Source organism: Nonomuraea sp. NPDC049709, assembly GCF_040674815.1.
Lineage (GTDB): Bacteria > Actinomycetota > Actinomycetes > Streptosporangiales > Streptosporangiaceae > Nonomuraea.
This window is the reverse complement of sequence record NZ_JBFANM010000045.1, coordinates 91,111-105,249: the sequence shown is the minus strand read 5'-3', so window position 1 is coordinate 105,249 and position 14,139 is coordinate 91,111. Positions and strand designations below refer to the sequence as shown.

The 14,139-nt window shown below is 68.6% G+C and carries 18 protein-coding genes; 5 read left to right on the top strand and 13 right to left on the bottom strand.

Features of this window, described 5'->3' with window-relative positions:
• The 3 genes from AB0J69_RS37695 to AB0J69_RS37685 all read right to left on the bottom strand — a co-directional run.
• Window positions 1-182 (bottom strand): hypothetical protein (locus AB0J69_RS37695; RefSeq protein WP_364127670.1); only part of this gene is annotated, 182 nt, incomplete at its 3' end.
• A 276-nt stretch (window positions 183-458) separates the two neighbouring features.
• Window positions 459-893, bottom strand: coding sequence for a hypothetical protein (locus AB0J69_RS37690; protein ID WP_364127668.1), 435 nt, complete (start codon window positions 891-893; stop codon window positions 459-461).
• 157 nt (window positions 894-1,050) lie between these two features.
• On the bottom strand, window positions 1,051-1,419 hold the full coding sequence (locus AB0J69_RS37685) for a hypothetical protein (protein WP_364127666.1): 369 nt from the start codon (window positions 1,417-1,419) through the stop codon (window positions 1,051-1,053).
• A gap of 1,148 nt (window positions 1,420-2,567) precedes the next feature.
• On the opposite strand from AB0J69_RS37685, the gene AB0J69_RS37680 reads away from it, so the two are divergent.
• Both AB0J69_RS37680 and AB0J69_RS37675 read left to right on the top strand, forming a co-directional pair.
• Window positions 2,568-3,146, top strand: coding sequence for an RNA polymerase sigma factor (locus tag AB0J69_RS37680; RefSeq protein ID WP_364127664.1), 579 nt, complete (start codon window positions 2,568-2,570; stop codon window positions 3,144-3,146).
• On the top strand, window positions 3,130-4,284 hold the full coding sequence (locus tag AB0J69_RS37675) for a CU044_5270 family protein (protein WP_364127662.1): 1,155 nt from the start codon (window positions 3,130-3,132) through the stop codon (window positions 4,282-4,284). The genes AB0J69_RS37680 and AB0J69_RS37675 overlap by 17 nt, the downstream gene beginning before the upstream one ends.
• A gap of 179 nt (window positions 4,285-4,463) precedes the next feature.
• Here the strand turns inward: AB0J69_RS37675 and AB0J69_RS37670 are convergent, their stop codons facing one another.
• The 8 genes from AB0J69_RS37670 to AB0J69_RS37635 all read right to left on the bottom strand — a co-directional run bounded on the left by AB0J69_RS37670 (window position 4,464) and on the right by AB0J69_RS37635 (window position 9,742).
• Window positions 4,464-4,802, bottom strand: coding sequence for a VOC family protein (locus AB0J69_RS37670; protein WP_307874801.1), 339 nt, complete (start codon window positions 4,800-4,802; stop codon window positions 4,464-4,466).
• A gap of 342 nt (window positions 4,803-5,144) precedes the next feature.
• The gene (locus AB0J69_RS37665; RefSeq protein ID WP_364127659.1) at window positions 5,145-5,657 is read right to left on the bottom strand and encodes a DUF6461 domain-containing protein; all 513 of its coding nucleotides are present in this window, start codon (window positions 5,655-5,657) and stop codon (window positions 5,145-5,147) included.
• A 187-nt stretch (window positions 5,658-5,844) separates the two neighbouring features.
• Window positions 5,845-6,015 carry a hypothetical protein gene (locus AB0J69_RS37660; protein ID WP_364127656.1) on the bottom strand — a complete coding sequence of 57 codons (171 nt, stop codon included), beginning with the start codon at window positions 6,013-6,015 and terminating at the stop codon, window positions 5,845-5,847.
• Between the two features lie 10 nt (window positions 6,016-6,025).
• Window positions 6,026-6,592, bottom strand: a complete 567-nt coding sequence (locus AB0J69_RS37655; protein WP_364127653.1) for a helix-turn-helix domain-containing protein — start codon at window positions 6,590-6,592, stop codon at window positions 6,026-6,028.
• 872 nt (window positions 6,593-7,464) lie between these two features.
• On the bottom strand, window positions 7,465-8,262 hold the full coding sequence (locus AB0J69_RS37650; RefSeq protein WP_364127650.1) for an SDR family oxidoreductase: 798 nt from the start codon (window positions 8,260-8,262) through the stop codon (window positions 7,465-7,467).
• Window positions 8,263-8,288: 26 nt separating this feature from the next.
• Window positions 8,289-9,107 carry a helix-turn-helix transcriptional regulator gene (locus tag AB0J69_RS37645; RefSeq protein ID WP_364127647.1) on the bottom strand — a complete coding sequence of 273 codons (819 nt, stop codon included), beginning with the start codon at window positions 9,105-9,107 and terminating at the stop codon, window positions 8,289-8,291.
• 269 nt (window positions 9,108-9,376) lie between these two features.
• Window positions 9,377-9,559 (bottom strand): hypothetical protein, encoded by a 183-nt coding sequence (locus AB0J69_RS37640; RefSeq protein WP_364127681.1) that lies wholly within the window; start codon window positions 9,557-9,559, stop codon window positions 9,377-9,379.
• A 6-nt stretch (window positions 9,560-9,565) separates the two neighbouring features.
• Window positions 9,566-9,742, bottom strand: coding sequence for a hypothetical protein (locus AB0J69_RS37635; protein WP_364127678.1), 177 nt, complete (start codon window positions 9,740-9,742; stop codon window positions 9,566-9,568).
• 193 nt (window positions 9,743-9,935) lie between these two features.
• On the opposite strand from AB0J69_RS37635, the gene AB0J69_RS37630 reads away from it, so the two are divergent.
• Together AB0J69_RS37630 and AB0J69_RS37625 are read left to right on the top strand one after the other, a co-directional pair.
• Window positions 9,936-10,481 carry a hypothetical protein gene (locus AB0J69_RS37630; protein ID WP_364127675.1) on the top strand — a complete coding sequence of 182 codons (546 nt, stop codon included), beginning with the start codon at window positions 9,936-9,938 and terminating at the stop codon, window positions 10,479-10,481.
• A 363-nt stretch (window positions 10,482-10,844) separates the two neighbouring features.
• Window positions 10,845-11,258 (top strand): hypothetical protein, encoded by a 414-nt coding sequence (locus tag AB0J69_RS37625; protein WP_364127644.1) that lies wholly within the window; start codon window positions 10,845-10,847, stop codon window positions 11,256-11,258.
• Between the two features lie 204 nt (window positions 11,259-11,462).
• On the opposite strand, the gene AB0J69_RS37620 is transcribed toward AB0J69_RS37625, so the two are convergent.
• Together AB0J69_RS37620 and AB0J69_RS37615 are read right to left on the bottom strand one after the other, a co-directional pair.
• A complete protein-coding gene (locus AB0J69_RS37620; RefSeq protein WP_364127642.1) occupies window positions 11,463-11,681 on the bottom strand; it encodes a hypothetical protein in 219 nt (72 codons plus the stop codon).
• 138 nt (window positions 11,682-11,819) lie between these two features.
• Window positions 11,820-12,461: a dihydrofolate reductase family protein gene (locus tag AB0J69_RS37615; RefSeq protein ID WP_364127640.1), complete on the bottom strand. Its 642-nt coding sequence runs from the start codon at window positions 12,459-12,461 to the stop codon at window positions 11,820-11,822.
• Between the two features lie 221 nt (window positions 12,462-12,682).
• On the opposite strand from AB0J69_RS37615, the gene AB0J69_RS37610 reads away from it, so the two are divergent.
• Window positions 12,683-14,131, top strand: coding sequence for a cellulase family glycosylhydrolase (locus tag AB0J69_RS37610; RefSeq protein WP_364127637.1), 1,449 nt, complete (start codon window positions 12,683-12,685; stop codon window positions 14,129-14,131).
• Window positions 14,132-14,139 lie beyond the last annotated feature (8 nt).

The following is a 14,139-nucleotide window of genomic DNA, read 5'->3' as shown; positions in this document are numbered from 1 at the left end:
GCGACGCCCGGACCCACGACCGTGACCGACACGCCCCCCACGTGGGCACACCTGAAGACCAGCTTGAGGAGTCCGTACGGCGGTGTCGCCGCGGCCGAGGGTGGTGCGAAGCCGACGGTGGCCACGGCGAGGGTCATCGCGAGCGCGCCTGCAAGGGCAGAACGCCGGACAATGCTGAGCATGATGATCCTTTCCTGGAGAACTCGGCCGCTCTAGCCTTGTCTTCCATATGCGCAGGGTGGTTCGGAAAAATGGTGAAGCGTTTGCGTGGGTTTCTCGCAGTGTGCGGCGGACGAAGCGCTATAGATCTGGCCGAAATGCCCCGGCACTCGGGCCTGGCTTCCTTCCGTGGCCACGCCGGTTCCCGTGGTGGACGTGGCTCGGCCTCAGGGTTCGCGGGCGCAGAGGTACGCGTCCAGGTCGGCGGCGCCCTTGAGCATGCCGCGGGCCCCATCGGCTCAGGTGTACTGGTTGTCTTGGACCGCGCTGAGGGCGAAAGCCCGCGTCCCGACCTCCAAATGCAGGTAGACCTTCCTTATGGGCTTGGTGCCGGTGCGGGTGATGTTTCCGAAGTTGGTGCCGTGGGAGCCGCAGCCGTTGGTGTCCTTCCTCCAGGCGCTGGACCCGGTGGTTGAGTCGGTGTGCACCCAGACAAACCGGGCCTTCACCGGAGCGTTGTCGCCGGGGCAGATGTCGCGCACCGTGAAGTTCCGAACGACGACCTTCTTCCGGCTGACGAAGTCGACGGTCGCCCGGACGGACCCGCCACCGAGGTCGCGGTAGGGGGGCACGCTGGCGGAGGCCACTCCGTCTCTCGCCTGCGCCGGGCTTGCCACCAGCAGCCCGCTCAATACTGCGATGCCCAGCGCGGCGCCCAGAATGCGTGTCTTCAACAGTCCTCCAGCAAGAGATGTTTCGGTTGGTTCGGTTGGCCGTGGAGCGTGCACTTCAGCGCTTCCGCGTGGCCGGCGGGGGGATGTGCGAGGTATCGCCTCGTGGCGGATCGCGACGAAGAGCGGCGATCGATGGTGCGGGGGCCCTGTCTGGGCGTCAGGTCTGGAAGGTGAACGTCCCGCGCAGGACGGTGTCTCGCCCGCTCCAGTAGCTCTCGTGGACGGCCCGGTAGGTGACGTCTTCGAAGGCGGGGAGCACCGCGCAGGTGGCGCCGGGGTGGCGGATGTTGTCGTCTCTGATGACGATGGGCTTTCCGATCACACCCGGGCGGGTCAGGGTCACCTCCACCCAGGCTGTCCCTGTGGTGTCATCGGCCCGGACGCACAGCTCGTTCGTGGGGTCGGCGTAGCGGACGATCCCGTCGCCGACATCCCGTTGGAAACTCGCCGCCAAGGCCGGTTGCGCGAGAATGACGCTCGCCACCGCGACAGCGACGCCGACGGTGACCGTTTTGAGCGGGTTCATCGTTCTTCCTTCTCTCGGACGAAGATCAGCCCGCCGGAGCGCCTGGTGCCAGGGGGTGGAATACGGCCTCCGACGAGGCTTGTGACATGAGCGATCCCGGCGGCCCGAGGTGCACCGGAGTGATCGTCGCACGCGCCGGCAGCAGCGTGGAATACGTCGGGAATACGCCTGGTCACCCGGCACCGAGTGATGACTTCGGGCGGAACCCCTGTGCCGGGGGCACCTGTCTTCGCAGTGATGCTGAAGGAGTTGAGGGGGCGACGATCAGCGGCCGGATGCGCCGGCAACCCAGCTGATCGTCAGAATGCGTCAACGGGTGCGGCACCTCCAGTGCGAGCGCACTGCTCAAAAGGAGAGCCGAGACGTCTCGTGCGTCGTATGCGCGTCGCATGACAGGTCGGCAAGCCGTGCAAGAGGAATCTCCGCAGGTCAAGCCCTACTAGATGGCCCGGTCGACAGTGCTCTGTAAAACCGTCGGCTCAGCCTACGCAAGTTCGAACCTTTGCACCTGCCACGCCAGGAGGAATGGCCTCTGACCAGCTAGGACGCGGTCGGGGGCCATTTGTCGTTACCGTCCATCACTCCCCTCGCGTCCCCTCGTGTCCTGTCGCGTAGGCACGCGTAGGGGGCTCTGCTCGGCATCCCCGCCCTGCTGTACGGCGCTTCCAGCAGCGAGGTCGGCCACCTGCGGCTAGATGACAACGATCCGGCCGGCCGCACCATCCGCCTCGGGCAACGTCCCCACCCGTGCAGCGGCGCATGGCTCACCGCGAGACCCAACGCACCAGCAACTCCTATCTGGTCACCAAAAGGCACCAAAGCGGGCCGGAACCCGGCCTCCGTCGCCTTTGTCAGCCACGTACTGGACCCGGCCGGCATCTCACCGCGGATGCTGCGCTCCACCCGCCTGATCGACCTGGTCAACACCATGGATCCCATACTCGTCGCCGCAGCCTTCGGGATGAACCCTTAAGGCGTCATGACTGGGCTGACCCACGTCGCCGGGCCGTCGCGGGCACGGCCTGGCGCTTTGGCGGCTGCGAGTGCCGCACGACCGTGGTGGTCGCCTCGCCCGCGAACACTTTTCGGGCGGTCGGCGAAGGAGGTGTGACAGAAGGGCAGGATCGAATGGAACCAAGGACCGAGAGGTGAGCGTGACGATGCCGGTTCAGGCCGTCGAGGACGCCGCGCTCATCCGGCGTTCGTGGCGGGAGCCGGAGCAGTTCGCCGCCGTGTTCGACCGCCACTACGACGGCATCCACGCCTACGCCGACCGGCGGCTGGGCCGGAGCCTGGCCGACGACGTCGCGGCGGAGACCTTCCTGATCGCTTTCGACAAGCGCGAGCAGTACGACGTGAGCCGGGCCGACGCGCGGCCGTGGTTGTTCGGGATCGCTTCCAACCTCATCGCCCGCCATCATCGGGCCGAGGTGCGCCAGTACCGGGCGCTGGCCAGGACCGGCGCCGAGGAGCCGGGCGAGGATCACGCGGACCGTGTGGCGTCCTCGCTGGACGCCGTCGCGCACCGCAACCGGCTGGCGGCAGGGCTGGCCGGGCTTTCCGGTGCCGACCGTGACGTGCTCCTGCTCGTCGCTTGGGCCGAGCTCACATCGGAGGAGGCCGGCCGGGCGCTCGGCATTCCGGCCGGTACGGCCCGCTCGCGGCTGCATCGTGCCCGCAAGAGGATCCAGGCGGCCCTGGGGAGGATCGATGATGAACGATCTTGAGACGCTGCGTGAGGCGTGGGGGCAGCCGGAACCACCGGCGGCCGAGGTACGGCACGCGGCACGGATGGCCTTGCTGGAGCGCGCGAGCGGGGGCCCTGCGGCTTCGGCTGCAGCTTTGGGCTCGACTTCGGCTTTGGCTCCGGCTTCGCCGGGGGATGTCCGGGGTCACGCGGGCTTGTTGAGCCGGGCGGCCGTCGACCGGCGCCTGATTCCGGCGCGTGTCGCACGGCGCAGGTGGGCCGTACGGGCGCTCGCCGTGGCCGCGGTAGCCGTGGTCGCGACGGCGGGCCTGACGGCGGTCCAGCTCCACGACGGACCGACCCCGGCGGCACACGCGCAGGTGGTCCTGGCCAGGGCGGCCGATGCGGCACAGGCGAGGTCCTTCGGGGAGCCGCGCCCGGATCAGTGGATCTACACCGAGACCCGCACCTGGTTCCACAAGGCCCGCGACGGCGACACAGTGACCGCACGGACGCCGCTGGAGAGTGAGGCGGAGGCCGCCTGGCGACGCGCCGACGGCGAGCTGGTAGCCCGAGACCGCGACGGCAAGCTGGAGATCCACAACTTGGGCGGGAACACTCCCAAGGACTACGCCACGATCGCCGCCCTGCCCACCGATCCGGAGGCGCTGCTGGCGTTGTTCCGGGAGAGCACGGCCCGTCGCGAGGCGGTGGTGGCGCGGATCCGCGAGAGGTTCGCCGGTAACGAGGCGGCCCCGGATCCGGTCAGTGGTGATGTGTTCACGTTCGGGCTGCTCAGTACCCTGCTCTCCGACAACCTGGTGCCGCCCGAGGTCGAGGCCACGGTCTTCCGCGCCATGGCGCTCCTGCCGGGGGTCACGGTGAACGAGGCGGCGACGGACCCCGAGGGGCGTCCGGCGCTGGCGGTCAGCCTGGAGGCGCGCGAATGGCTGCGGTCGGAGCTGTTCCTGGATTCGGAGACCTTCGCCTACCGCGGCGCCAGGGAGACCGCCGTCCGCGACCACACGCTCCACAACGGGTTCTTCGTGTGGCGCGGCGGCGAATCGGCCCCCAGCCCCAGCCCGACCGGCGGCTGGGTGATCGAGGCGGGCGCCGTCTACCGCCAATCCACCCGGACCGCCATCGCCGTGGTGGACGAACCCGGGCAACACCCTTAGGCGGAGGCCCGCCAGCCGGGCTGGCTGGCGGGCCGGTGGGATGCATGCGGGGCGGGGGCATCCCCAGTGAGGTGCCGCGCTGAGGGCGGACACCTGACTAGCTCATCCAGCCACGCGATGTATCACCCGGCCCGGACTCCGGAGCGTCTGACGGGGGATACCCGTCAACGCCGGTGATGTCAGGAAGACGTCAGGCAGAAGGGATGGCCAGCCGGATCCAGGAGTACCCGCCAGCGTCCGTCGCCGGGCTGATGGTCCGGTTTGGCCGCGCCGAGTTCCAGGGCCAGCTCTTCCATCGCATCGAGGTCGTCAGCGCGGAAATCCAGGTGGAACTGTTGTGGCACGTCCTGACCCGGCCACTGCGGAGCCCGGTATCCGTCAACCCTCTGGAACCCCAGATCACAGCCGGAGTCGTCCGTCAGAGCGACGAACTCGTCCGTACTGAATAGTTCGCGCATCCCGGTCAGTGCACCGTAGAAGCCCGCCAGCGTCTGCGGGTCGGCACAGTCCAGAGTCACCCCTCGCAGTACAGCGCCTGGCACCATTCGCTCCCTCGCGTCCGCGCGTCTGTCTCCGTGAGCCGCCGCTGCACGCGATTACCGGCCACAGCCACACCGTACTCGCCACATCCACCGCTGAAGTAGCGGTTTACCCCTGCCTCAGAGCAACGGGTAGCTGTGACCGGCGCTTTCGATACACGCCCTCTAGTTGCAATCCAGCGTCGTCCCATTCCGCTCCAGACGGACCGGCCACACTCGTCCAGGTTGAACTGATCGGGACGGGCGAGATCCGAGCTGCTGATGCGGTTTGGGTTGCGTCGTCGGCCTGCTGCGTTTGCGATGGGCCGACAGCAAGGTGCCTCAGTACTCGAGAACGCCATGGGCGGCCACCACGTCACTGGACGCGTTCGGCCGCACCTCGGTGATGCGCTCGGCCAGCAGCAGCGCAGCGGCGAGCCCGGCCTCCGATTTGTCGCCGGCCAGCCCGAGCTCGATCCGGTCGGCCAGGTAGTCCTCCGGGATGCCGTCCTCGTCGCCGCCGAACAGCGGATCGAAGGTCAGGACATTGCGACCGTCGGCGTAATGGTCGAACGACGCGACCCTGTTCACGTTGACGAAGACACTCGCCGTGACCGTCCCAGCCGACAAGGGCCGCAGCACCTCGGGCAGCGTGCCGGCGAAGCCGTTCGACTCGCTCAGAATGGTCCCGCCCTCGGCCGGCCGGGCGCAGATGAGCCCTTCCTCGAAATCGCCTTCCTCGTCATCCCCGTCGAACACGTCAATGCCAAGGCGGGCCAGTGCCTCGCGCGGGGCGAGACCGCGGACGAAGGTCGCACAGAACGCGTCGTCTTCGAGCCAGTCGTAGCCGCTCATGGGTGGGGATCCTGTTCTCTCGGGACAGATCATGGAGATGATGGCATGCGAGTCCGGCGAAAAGTCGGCACAACGACCTTGAGAGGCGGTACCGGGCTCCCTGCTCAGCGACATGCAGGTCCGTACCGTGTGGGTCGTGCGGGACGTGCTCTGGAGACCCAACGTCGACAGATACGCGTACGGATTATCAGGCAGGTTCGAGGTGGTCGGCGAGGCGGCGGAGGGTGATCGCGAACCGGCCGCGGAGGCGCGGAAGAACAGGCCGGCGCGAGCGCGGCGGGATGATGCGGGACCGTGCGGCCTCGGCTCGCCGCTCAGCCAGGTCCGCGCGGACGAGCTCTTCATACATGTGATGCATGGAAGGCTCCTCAGGGTTCTTCGGGGAATGCGTGGTAGAAGATGAAGATCGGGCGGGTATCCGGCGGAGCCTCGCTCGATTCGACACGCGACTTGGTCAGCTCGCGCCACGGCTCCAACACGGCATTGAGCTGGTCGGCGAGCTGCGCGAGCTCATCCTTGGTGAGCCGTAGGTGGTGGCTGCCTCCGAAGGCCGCGTTCTGCCAGCGCTCGGGAAGCGTCATGTGAGTACGTTCGAAGTCGCGCAGCCGCTCGAACTGGTCGATCACCCACTGTGAGTTCCATGCCCGCACCACGGCTCTGGCTTCCGGGGTTTGAAGGTCCACCACTGCCAACCCGCCCATGGCTGGCCGCACCCAGCGTTCCCGGGTGTCCCGGGCGAGCTCCGGCACGTCCTCGATCAAGTCATGTTTCTGCAGCTGCCGTAGGTGATAGCTCACTTGGCCGGGGTCGGCATCCATCCGTCTGGCGAGCTCGCTTACCGTGACCGGGCCGATCCGGAAGAGGAGGCTGAAGAGCTTCATGCGAAACCGGCTGGTCAAGACCTTGAGCACGTCCGGGTCGTCGATCTGTCGCATGGCCACGACGGTAAGACCAGCAGGTGAAGATGCTCAAGGTGTCTACTGGATCTTGAAATCACGCGTGGGTGGCATTGAGGCTGGCGGCGTGACGGGATGATCGTGCCTGCCTCTGCCTCTGCCTCGCCGGATGTACGTGGGATGGACCAAGGGCCGTTTCCCCAGGTGGACGCCCATGATCCGGAGCATGCGCCGGATGGTGCGCCGCCACAACGCCGAAGGGCCCCGGGGAAGCCGGAGCCATTCGAGGAGTGCTGCTTGTGATCTCATGCGGTCAGTACGTTCGCTATCCGCTGGTTGACGATCTCCTCTTGACCATCGATACCGGCACGGGGCCGCTACCTCTGGGCCTGGTACGCCGTCGTTGAGACAGAGCGAGACGGCCGCGTGCCGGAGATCGTACGGTCGCCGGGCGAGCGGTGCGGCGACCTGGGCGGGCGTGAGAGCGAGGGCTTACTGCCAGACCTCGGTGTAAGCCGTCGAGGCGACGACACCGCCGCGTTCGCTGCGGAACAGCCGCCCATCGGGGGCGACGCCGAACTCTTCGATGTGTTGCCGAAGGATCTTGACCAGTTCCGGCGGGATCGGGATCCGGGGGACTCATCCTCGCCTCGATGCTTGAGACCGTGCCGTTTGTGATGTCGTCCCCGGGCGACGTTGCGGTTGGACACCGGATCTCCCTTGGTGACGCATCGGAGTCGAAGCTCCGCGACGATGATGGGGATCAGCGGACCGGAGCAGGTGAGGCCCCGAGGGGGTGTCCGGCAAGAGGGTGATCATCTACGGCCACGTGGCGGCGAAGACGCTGCCAGGGGCCGTTGGTGTTGTGTCCGGCTGCCTACGGCCGGCACCGTACCCGGCTCCCACGGCTGTCAAAGGCGCAGCCCGAGGGGGGCCGCTCCCACGAGGCCGCCGTCGATGACGAGGTCCTGACCGGTGATGTACGAGGCGTCGTCCGAGGCCAGGAAGGCGACGGCGGCGGCGACATCGTCCGGGTGGCCGAGCGAGCCGAGCGGCACCTCCGCCGTGATGCGGGTCTCCGCGTCGGGGTCGATGGCGGACCGGTACATCTCGGTCTCGATGTAGCCGGGGCTGACGGAGTTGACGCGGATGCCACGCGGCGCGAGGTCGGTGCCGAGCGTGCGGGCGAGATTGTGCACGGCCGCCTTGCTCGCGGCGTAGATCGAGGCCACCGGGAGGCCGCGGTGCAGGGTCCAGGAGGCGTTGATGACGACGGCGCCCCCTTCTCCCATCAGCGGCAGCGCCTTCTGGATCGTGAAGAACACTCCCTTGAAGTTGATCCCGACGGTGTGGTCGAAGTCCTTCGGGGTGAACTCCGGCCTGAAGTCCGCGATTCCGGCATTGGCGAAGACCGCGTCGAGGGCGCCGCGCCAGGTCTCGATGCGTCGCACGAGGAGATCGAGGTCGGCGTCAACGCTGACGTCCGCGCGGACGGGCAGGACCCGCTCGGAGTCCTGGGAGCCCTGGGAGTCCGGGGAGCCCTCGGTGCCCTTGGAGCCCAGGCGTTCTGCCGCGGTGTCGAGGCGGGCCTGGTCGCGGCCGGTGATGACGACGTACGCGCCCTCGTCGAGGAACCTGCGCGCGGTCGCGAAGCCGATGCCGCTGGTGCCGCCGGTGATCAGGACGGTTCTGTTCGTGAATCGCTTCATGCCGACAATCGTCGAGGGGCGCGAGCCTACGCGGCAGTGTTGGCTGAACCTGGGTCTGACACCACCACCAAGCGCCGCAGCAGGGCCTCCGTTCCCGTGCCGGGTGCGGGGGTGTGCAGCGACAGGCGGTGGCCGGGCAGTTCGGGCAGCGGCAGGGTGGTGGCCTCGAAGGTCAGCGTTCCCAGGCCGGGAATCTCCAGGGCCTTGGTGCCGTGGGTGGGGCCGCCCACGGGCAGTTCGGCCCAGATCTCGGCGAAGGCGGAGCTCGCGGCGCACATGTCGGCGGCCAGGCGGCCGAACTCGGGATCGTCCGGGTAGCGGGCGGCGTCTGCCCGGAACAGGCCGATCATCGCTCGCGCCGCGTCGTGCCAGTCCACGACCGCCGCGCGGTAGCGGGCGTTGGTGAAGAAGCTGACCAGGCAGTTGCGGTCGTACTCGTTGCACTGGAACACGATCTCCGCCGCGCGGTTGGCGGCGAGGACGTTCCAGTGCCGGTCGATGACGTACGCGGGCCGCGGCAGCCAGCCCTCCAGCAGCCGCCGCACGGCATCGGGGACCCGGTCTTCGGACGGCGCCGCCTGCGGCGGATTGAGGCCGGCGAGGAGGTACAGGTGCTCGCGCTCGGCCGGCTCCAGGCGCAGCACCCTGGCGATCGCGTCCAGGACGTCGGCGGAGACGTTGATGTCGCGTCCCTGCTCGAGCCAGGTGTACCAGGACACTCCCAGGCCGGCGAGCACCGCCACCTCCTCCCGCCGCAGCCCGGGCGTACGGCGGCCCTCGCCTGCCGGCATGCCCACGTCAGCGGGTGTCACCCGGGCTCGGCGCGACCGGAGGAACGCGCGCATCTCGGAACTGCGCCGCTGCCGTGCATCTGCGGGAAGCCGCGAAATGTCCATTAGATCATGATATGTCGTGATTAACAGACCTCGCTTGTCCGGCGTGCCCACGCGTGTCGCCGCCCCCGGGGTGCTGCTGACCGGGCCCGGGCCGCCGCCTGGCGTGGGAGCGCGCTGTGCCGCAACGTTTCTGGAGGATGGAGGTTTCTGGGCGGTGTTGCGCCTGGTCGGCTGAGCGCCCGAAAGGCGCACGTTACCGGACAGGGCCGCCACGACGTTCACCTGTGGCCGGGTTGGGAGGGGGCACGTATCGTCGATCCGGTGGGCTTGATGTGGATCGCCGTGTCGCTGTCGCTGCTGGTGTGCGTGACGGTGGCGGTGGTGGGGCTGTCGCGCTCGGCGCTGCGGTCGCGTTTGCCCGAGCTGACGTGCGTGGGCGCGATGGGCTCGCTGGCCGTCACGCTGGCTCACGTCATCGGCGCCGTGCGGCCCGAGCCGGGTGCCGCGGCGCTGGGCATGATCGAGAGCCTGGCGCTCATGACGCTGGCCGGCCTGATCGCCCGGTACGCGCCGGCTCGGCGGGCGGCGCTGGCCGTGCCCGCGGCGGGCGTGGCCGCGGCCACCTGGCTGCTGCGCTTCTTCACGCCGGTCTCACCGCTGGAAGGGCTGGGCGCGTGCGCGTTCTGGGGGGCGGGTGCGGTCCTTGCCGCCGCGGTGGGAGGTTACCTGCGCTTTCTCGATGTACGGCAGGTCCGCGCCGTGGCCGACACTCGCACCGCGTTGCGACTCCAGCTCGCCAGAGACCTGCACGACTTCGTTGCTCACGACATCAGCGAAATGGTGGCGCACGCCCAGGCGGGCAGGATCGCGGGTGATCCGCGGCAGGCGCTCGAACGCGTCGAGGTGGCGGGGCAGCGTGCCATGTCGATGCTGGACCGTACCCTGGACATGCTCCACCACGACCGGCCCCTCACCTCCACCGGTGGCCTCAGCGGCATCCGTGAGGCGGCCGAACGGTTCTCCGCCGCCGGACCCGCTCCGGTCCACCTGTCCATGGACCCGCAGCTGGACCGGCAGGTGACGATCCCGCCGGAGACGGCAGCGCGACCGCGCCAAAGGGCGGGAACGCTGGTGGGACGTCGTCAAGGCCGACCGGCGGATGCCCGCCCGAGAAGAACTGAGCGACGCGGAACAAGACCTCGCCGAGCGACTGGGCGACTCGAAACTCGCCGAGGACCTACGGCTGCTGTCAGCCTTCGCCCACAACCGGGACGAGGACGGCGACTGGCAGCAGGGCTCCCGCTCCAGCACCTTCATGACCAAGGCACAGCTCAAGGAATTCCACGAGGAGTACCTCAAACTGGTACACCGCTTCGGCACTGACCGGGACAACGCGCCCGCTGACGCCCGGATGATCCTGCTGCGCTGGATAGGTTTCCCCGACGCACGCGGCTCCTGATCCCCTGGCCGACCAGCCCGCACCATGCCGGCCACCACCCTGTGCGGAGGCGGGCGAACAACACCTGGGCCCCTGTCCACCGGCAGGTGCAGACCGGCCCCATGCCTCCAGCCGATCTCGGCGAGACGGAGCATCTGCGTCACATGGACATGGAGGGGAGCTACGAGGAGGTACGCGCCCGGCTCGGCATCCCCGCCAGGAACCGAGGCCCATGACGCTCTCTCCCCTCAGCGCCCGAAGGCTCGGCATCACACGGCCTCCGGGCGATCTACCCTGCGGAACCGCGCGTGGCGCGTGAGAATGAACCCATGCTGCGGCTCAGTGAGGACGAGGCGATGCTCAGGGGCGCCTGGAGACTCCTGCGTGCCGCTCTGGGGCACCTGGCCTGGTCCGCCACCGATCAGATCGCCTGGCTCGGATCGGACATGCACCCTGACGAGCTGGGGCTCGATTACGATCACGCGTACGGAGTGTCGTGGCGGCCCCGGGAAGCCGGCTGGATCAGCGGTGAACTGCCAGGACTCCTCGAAGAGGTCGACCGGCTCATCGCTGAATTGACGGACGAAGGCGCGAACCCCTGGAGCGCCGAGGGATTGCGGACCCATTCTACGTGGCAGCGCCTGAGAGTCCTTGCCCGTCGTGCTCTGGCCCGCATGCCGCCGACTCCATGGGAGACGACAGAACAGGGATCCGGCGTGTGACGGCGGGACACCCCGACGCTGGCTCGGCCCGCGCAAGGTCGAACCCTGCACCTGCCACACCAGCGGGAAGAGGCCCGTCACCAGCGGAAACGCGGTGACGGGCCTCTCATGTCGGGGCCGGCGGCGGCCGGCACCGGGCCGCCCCGGCTGACCGTTCCGCACGTCGGCTTTCGATCGCGAGCCCACAGGATGATGGGTGCGGGCTCAGGTGAGTGGCCTGCGCTTCAGGGCGGCTAGGCCGGTGGCGGTGAGTGCGGCGGTGACGGCGGTCATGACCAGGATGGGGGCTGCGGCGAAGGGCTCGCCGGACAGCACCATCGGCAGGTTGGGGAAGGGGACGACGTACTTGGCGATCCGGTAGTCGATGCCGACGCCGGTCGGCACCCACACAGCGGGGACCTGGATCAGGGTCCCGCCCAGCACGCAGATCGCCCCCGTGTACCGGGATCTGCACGAGCGCCGCCACCGGCCCGGCCGTGGCGATGGTCCTGGCCGCGCTCACCCACGCCCGTCTCGAGGAGCCCGCCGCGACCGCCTCCAACGCGAAGACGGTGACACGCGTCAGCCCGAAGCGACGCCGCGGTCTTCGCGCCGCATGTCACCGCTGCCGGGGATCCCCGCGCCCTGGCCGTACCGCAGGAGTACGGCGCCCGTGGACGAGGTGACGGGCGGTTCGAGGAGCACCAGGTTGGCAGGCACCTCACCGCCGTCGAACACCTTCTTGCCGACGCCCAGCACGACAGGGAAGATCCACAGGTTGAGCCGGTCGAAGAGGCGCTCGTGCAGGAGGGTCTGCACCAGGTTCAGGCTTCCGATCACGTGGACGTGCTCGTGCCTGTCACGTAGCTCGCGCACGGCGCTCACCAGGTCGGGCCCCAGCTGCGTCGAGCCTGCCCAGCCCAGATCGGGGTTGCCCCGCGAGGCCACGTACTTCGGGATGCTGTTGAACAGCGTGGCGATCCCGCCGTCGACACCGTCGACCTGGTCCGGCCAGTACGCGGCGAAGATGTCGTACGTCCTGCGGCCCAGCAGCAGGGCGTCCATGCCCTCCATCCCGGCACCGACGTGCCGGCCGACCGTCTCGTCGAACAGGGGAGCCTGCCATCCCCCGAACGGGAAGCCGTCGGGGTCCTCCTCGGGATCGCCCGGCGCCTGGCCGACCAGGTCGAGCGTCGCGAACAGGTCGATGTGGATCGTGCCCATGGTGTCCTTCTCCTTCGTGTCCCGGCTCGTGCGCCGGTACGAACTTGGACCTGGGTGCGGCCGCAAACTCATCGAAATCGACGAACCTTCCGGGAATTTTGGGCCTTGTGTAAGGCCCGGTGTCAATTTAAGCTGCGCGGCAAGTTAAGAAACTTTCCTAACCGAGTCGGCCGAGACGGCCTGCCCGGTGTTGAGCGACCCCCGAAAGATCGGAGCCGTTCGTGAGGCGAAGTGCAGGTGCGAGGATCTTCGCGGTCGTAGCCGCGCTGGTGGTGCCGCTGGTAGTGCCGTCCGGCGCGAGCGCGGCCGGAGCGCGGGCGGCGGCGGCCGACCCACTGGTGTCACAGGGTAAGACCGCGACGGCCTCCTCGGTCGAGGCGGCCGGTCTGGAGCCGGGCAAGGCGGTGGACGGCAGCGCGACCACGCGGTGGGCCAGCGCCGAGGGGGTGGATCCGCAGTGGATCCGGGTGGACCTCGGCTCCACGCACACCGTCTCCCGGGTGCGGTTGACCTGGGAGGTCGCCTACGCCAGGGCGTACCGGGTGCAGACCTCGCCCGACGGGTCCACCTGGAGCGACGTCTACTCCACCACCGCCGGCGACGGAGCGACCGACGACCTCACGATCAGCGGCAGCGGCCGGTACGTGCGGGTCTACGGCACGCAACGCGGCACCGCCTACGGCTACTCCCTGTGGGAGATGGAGGTCTACGGCGCTCCCACGGGCGGCGGGGGCGGCACTCCGGTTCAGGCCAACGGGCAGCTGCGGGTCTGCGGTATCAAGCTCTGCAACGAGAACGGCAAGCAGATCCAGTTGCGCGGCATGAGCAGCCACGGCATCCAGTGGTACAACCAGTGCCTCAACAACGCTTCGCTCGACGCGCTGGCGAACGACTGGAAGGCCGACGTCCTGCGCATCTCGATGTACATCCAGGAGGGCGGCTACGAGACCAACCCCCGGCTGTTCACCGACCGCGTGCACTCCCTGATCGAGATGGCCACCGCCCGCGGGATGTACGCGATCGTGGACTGGCACATGCTCACCCCCGGTGACCCGATGTACAACCTCAGCCGGGCCAGGACGTTCTTCACCGAGATCGCCCAGCGGCACAACGGCAAGAAGAACGTCCTGTACGAGATCGCCAACGAGCCGAACGGCGACGCCGTCACCTGGTCCGTCATCCGCGACTACGCGCACCAGCTCATCCCGGTGATCCGGCAGTACGACCCCGACGCCCCGGTGCTGGTCGGCACCCGCGCCTGGTCGTCGCTCGGCGTCTCCGGCGGCGGCAACGAGACCGAGATCGTCAACAACCCGGTCAACGCGGCCAACATCATGTACACGTTCCACTTCTACGCCGCCTCGCACGGCACCGAATACCTGAACACGCTGTCCCGGGCCGCCGACCGGCTGCCGATCTTCGTGACCGAGTTCGGCACTCAGACCGCGTCCGGCGACGGAGCCAACAACTTCACCAGGTCGCAGCAGTACCTCGACCTGCTGGCCCAGAAGAAGATCAGCTGGGTGAACTGGAACTTCTCCGACGACTTCCGCACGGGCGCCGTCTTCACCACCGGAACCTGCCCGAACGGCCCGTTCGCCGGGACGGGCAACCTCAAGGAGGCCGGTGTCTGGATCCGTGACCGGATCCGCACCGCCGACGACTTCTGACGCGGGAA

Excerpts from the sequence above, each read along its gene's own strand:
- AB0J69_RS37685 (WP_364127666.1), bottom strand. The coding sequence starts at position 1,419 with ATGAACCCGCTCAAAACGGTCACCGTCGGCGTCGCTGTCGCGGTGGCG.
- AB0J69_RS37630 (WP_364127675.1), top strand. The coding sequence starts at position 9,936 with ATGGTGGCGCACGCCCAGGCGGGCAGGATCGCGGGTGATCCGCGGCAG.
- AB0J69_RS37645 (WP_364127647.1), bottom strand. The coding sequence starts at position 9,107 with ATGCGCGCGTTCCTCCGGTCGCGCCGAGCCCGGGTGACACCCGCTGAC.
- AB0J69_RS37665 (WP_364127659.1), bottom strand. The coding sequence starts at position 5,657 with ATGAGCGGCTACGACTGGCTCGAAGACGACGCGTTCTGTGCGACCTTC.
- AB0J69_RS37615 (WP_364127640.1), bottom strand. The coding sequence starts at position 12,461 with ATGGGCACGATCCACATCGACCTGTTCGCGACGCTCGACCTGGTCGGC.
- AB0J69_RS37660 (WP_364127656.1), bottom strand. The coding sequence starts at position 6,015 with ATGCATCACATGTATGAAGAGCTCGTCCGCGCGGACCTGGCTGAGCGG.
- AB0J69_RS37675 (WP_364127662.1), top strand. The coding sequence starts at position 3,130 with ATGATGAACGATCTTGAGACGCTGCGTGAGGCGTGGGGGCAGCCGGAA.
- AB0J69_RS37650 (WP_364127650.1), bottom strand. The coding sequence starts at position 8,262 with ATGAAGCGATTCACGAACAGAACCGTCCTGATCACCGGCGGCACCAGC.
- AB0J69_RS37655 (WP_364127653.1), bottom strand. The coding sequence starts at position 6,592 with ATGCGACAGATCGACGACCCGGACGTGCTCAAGGTCTTGACCAGCCGG.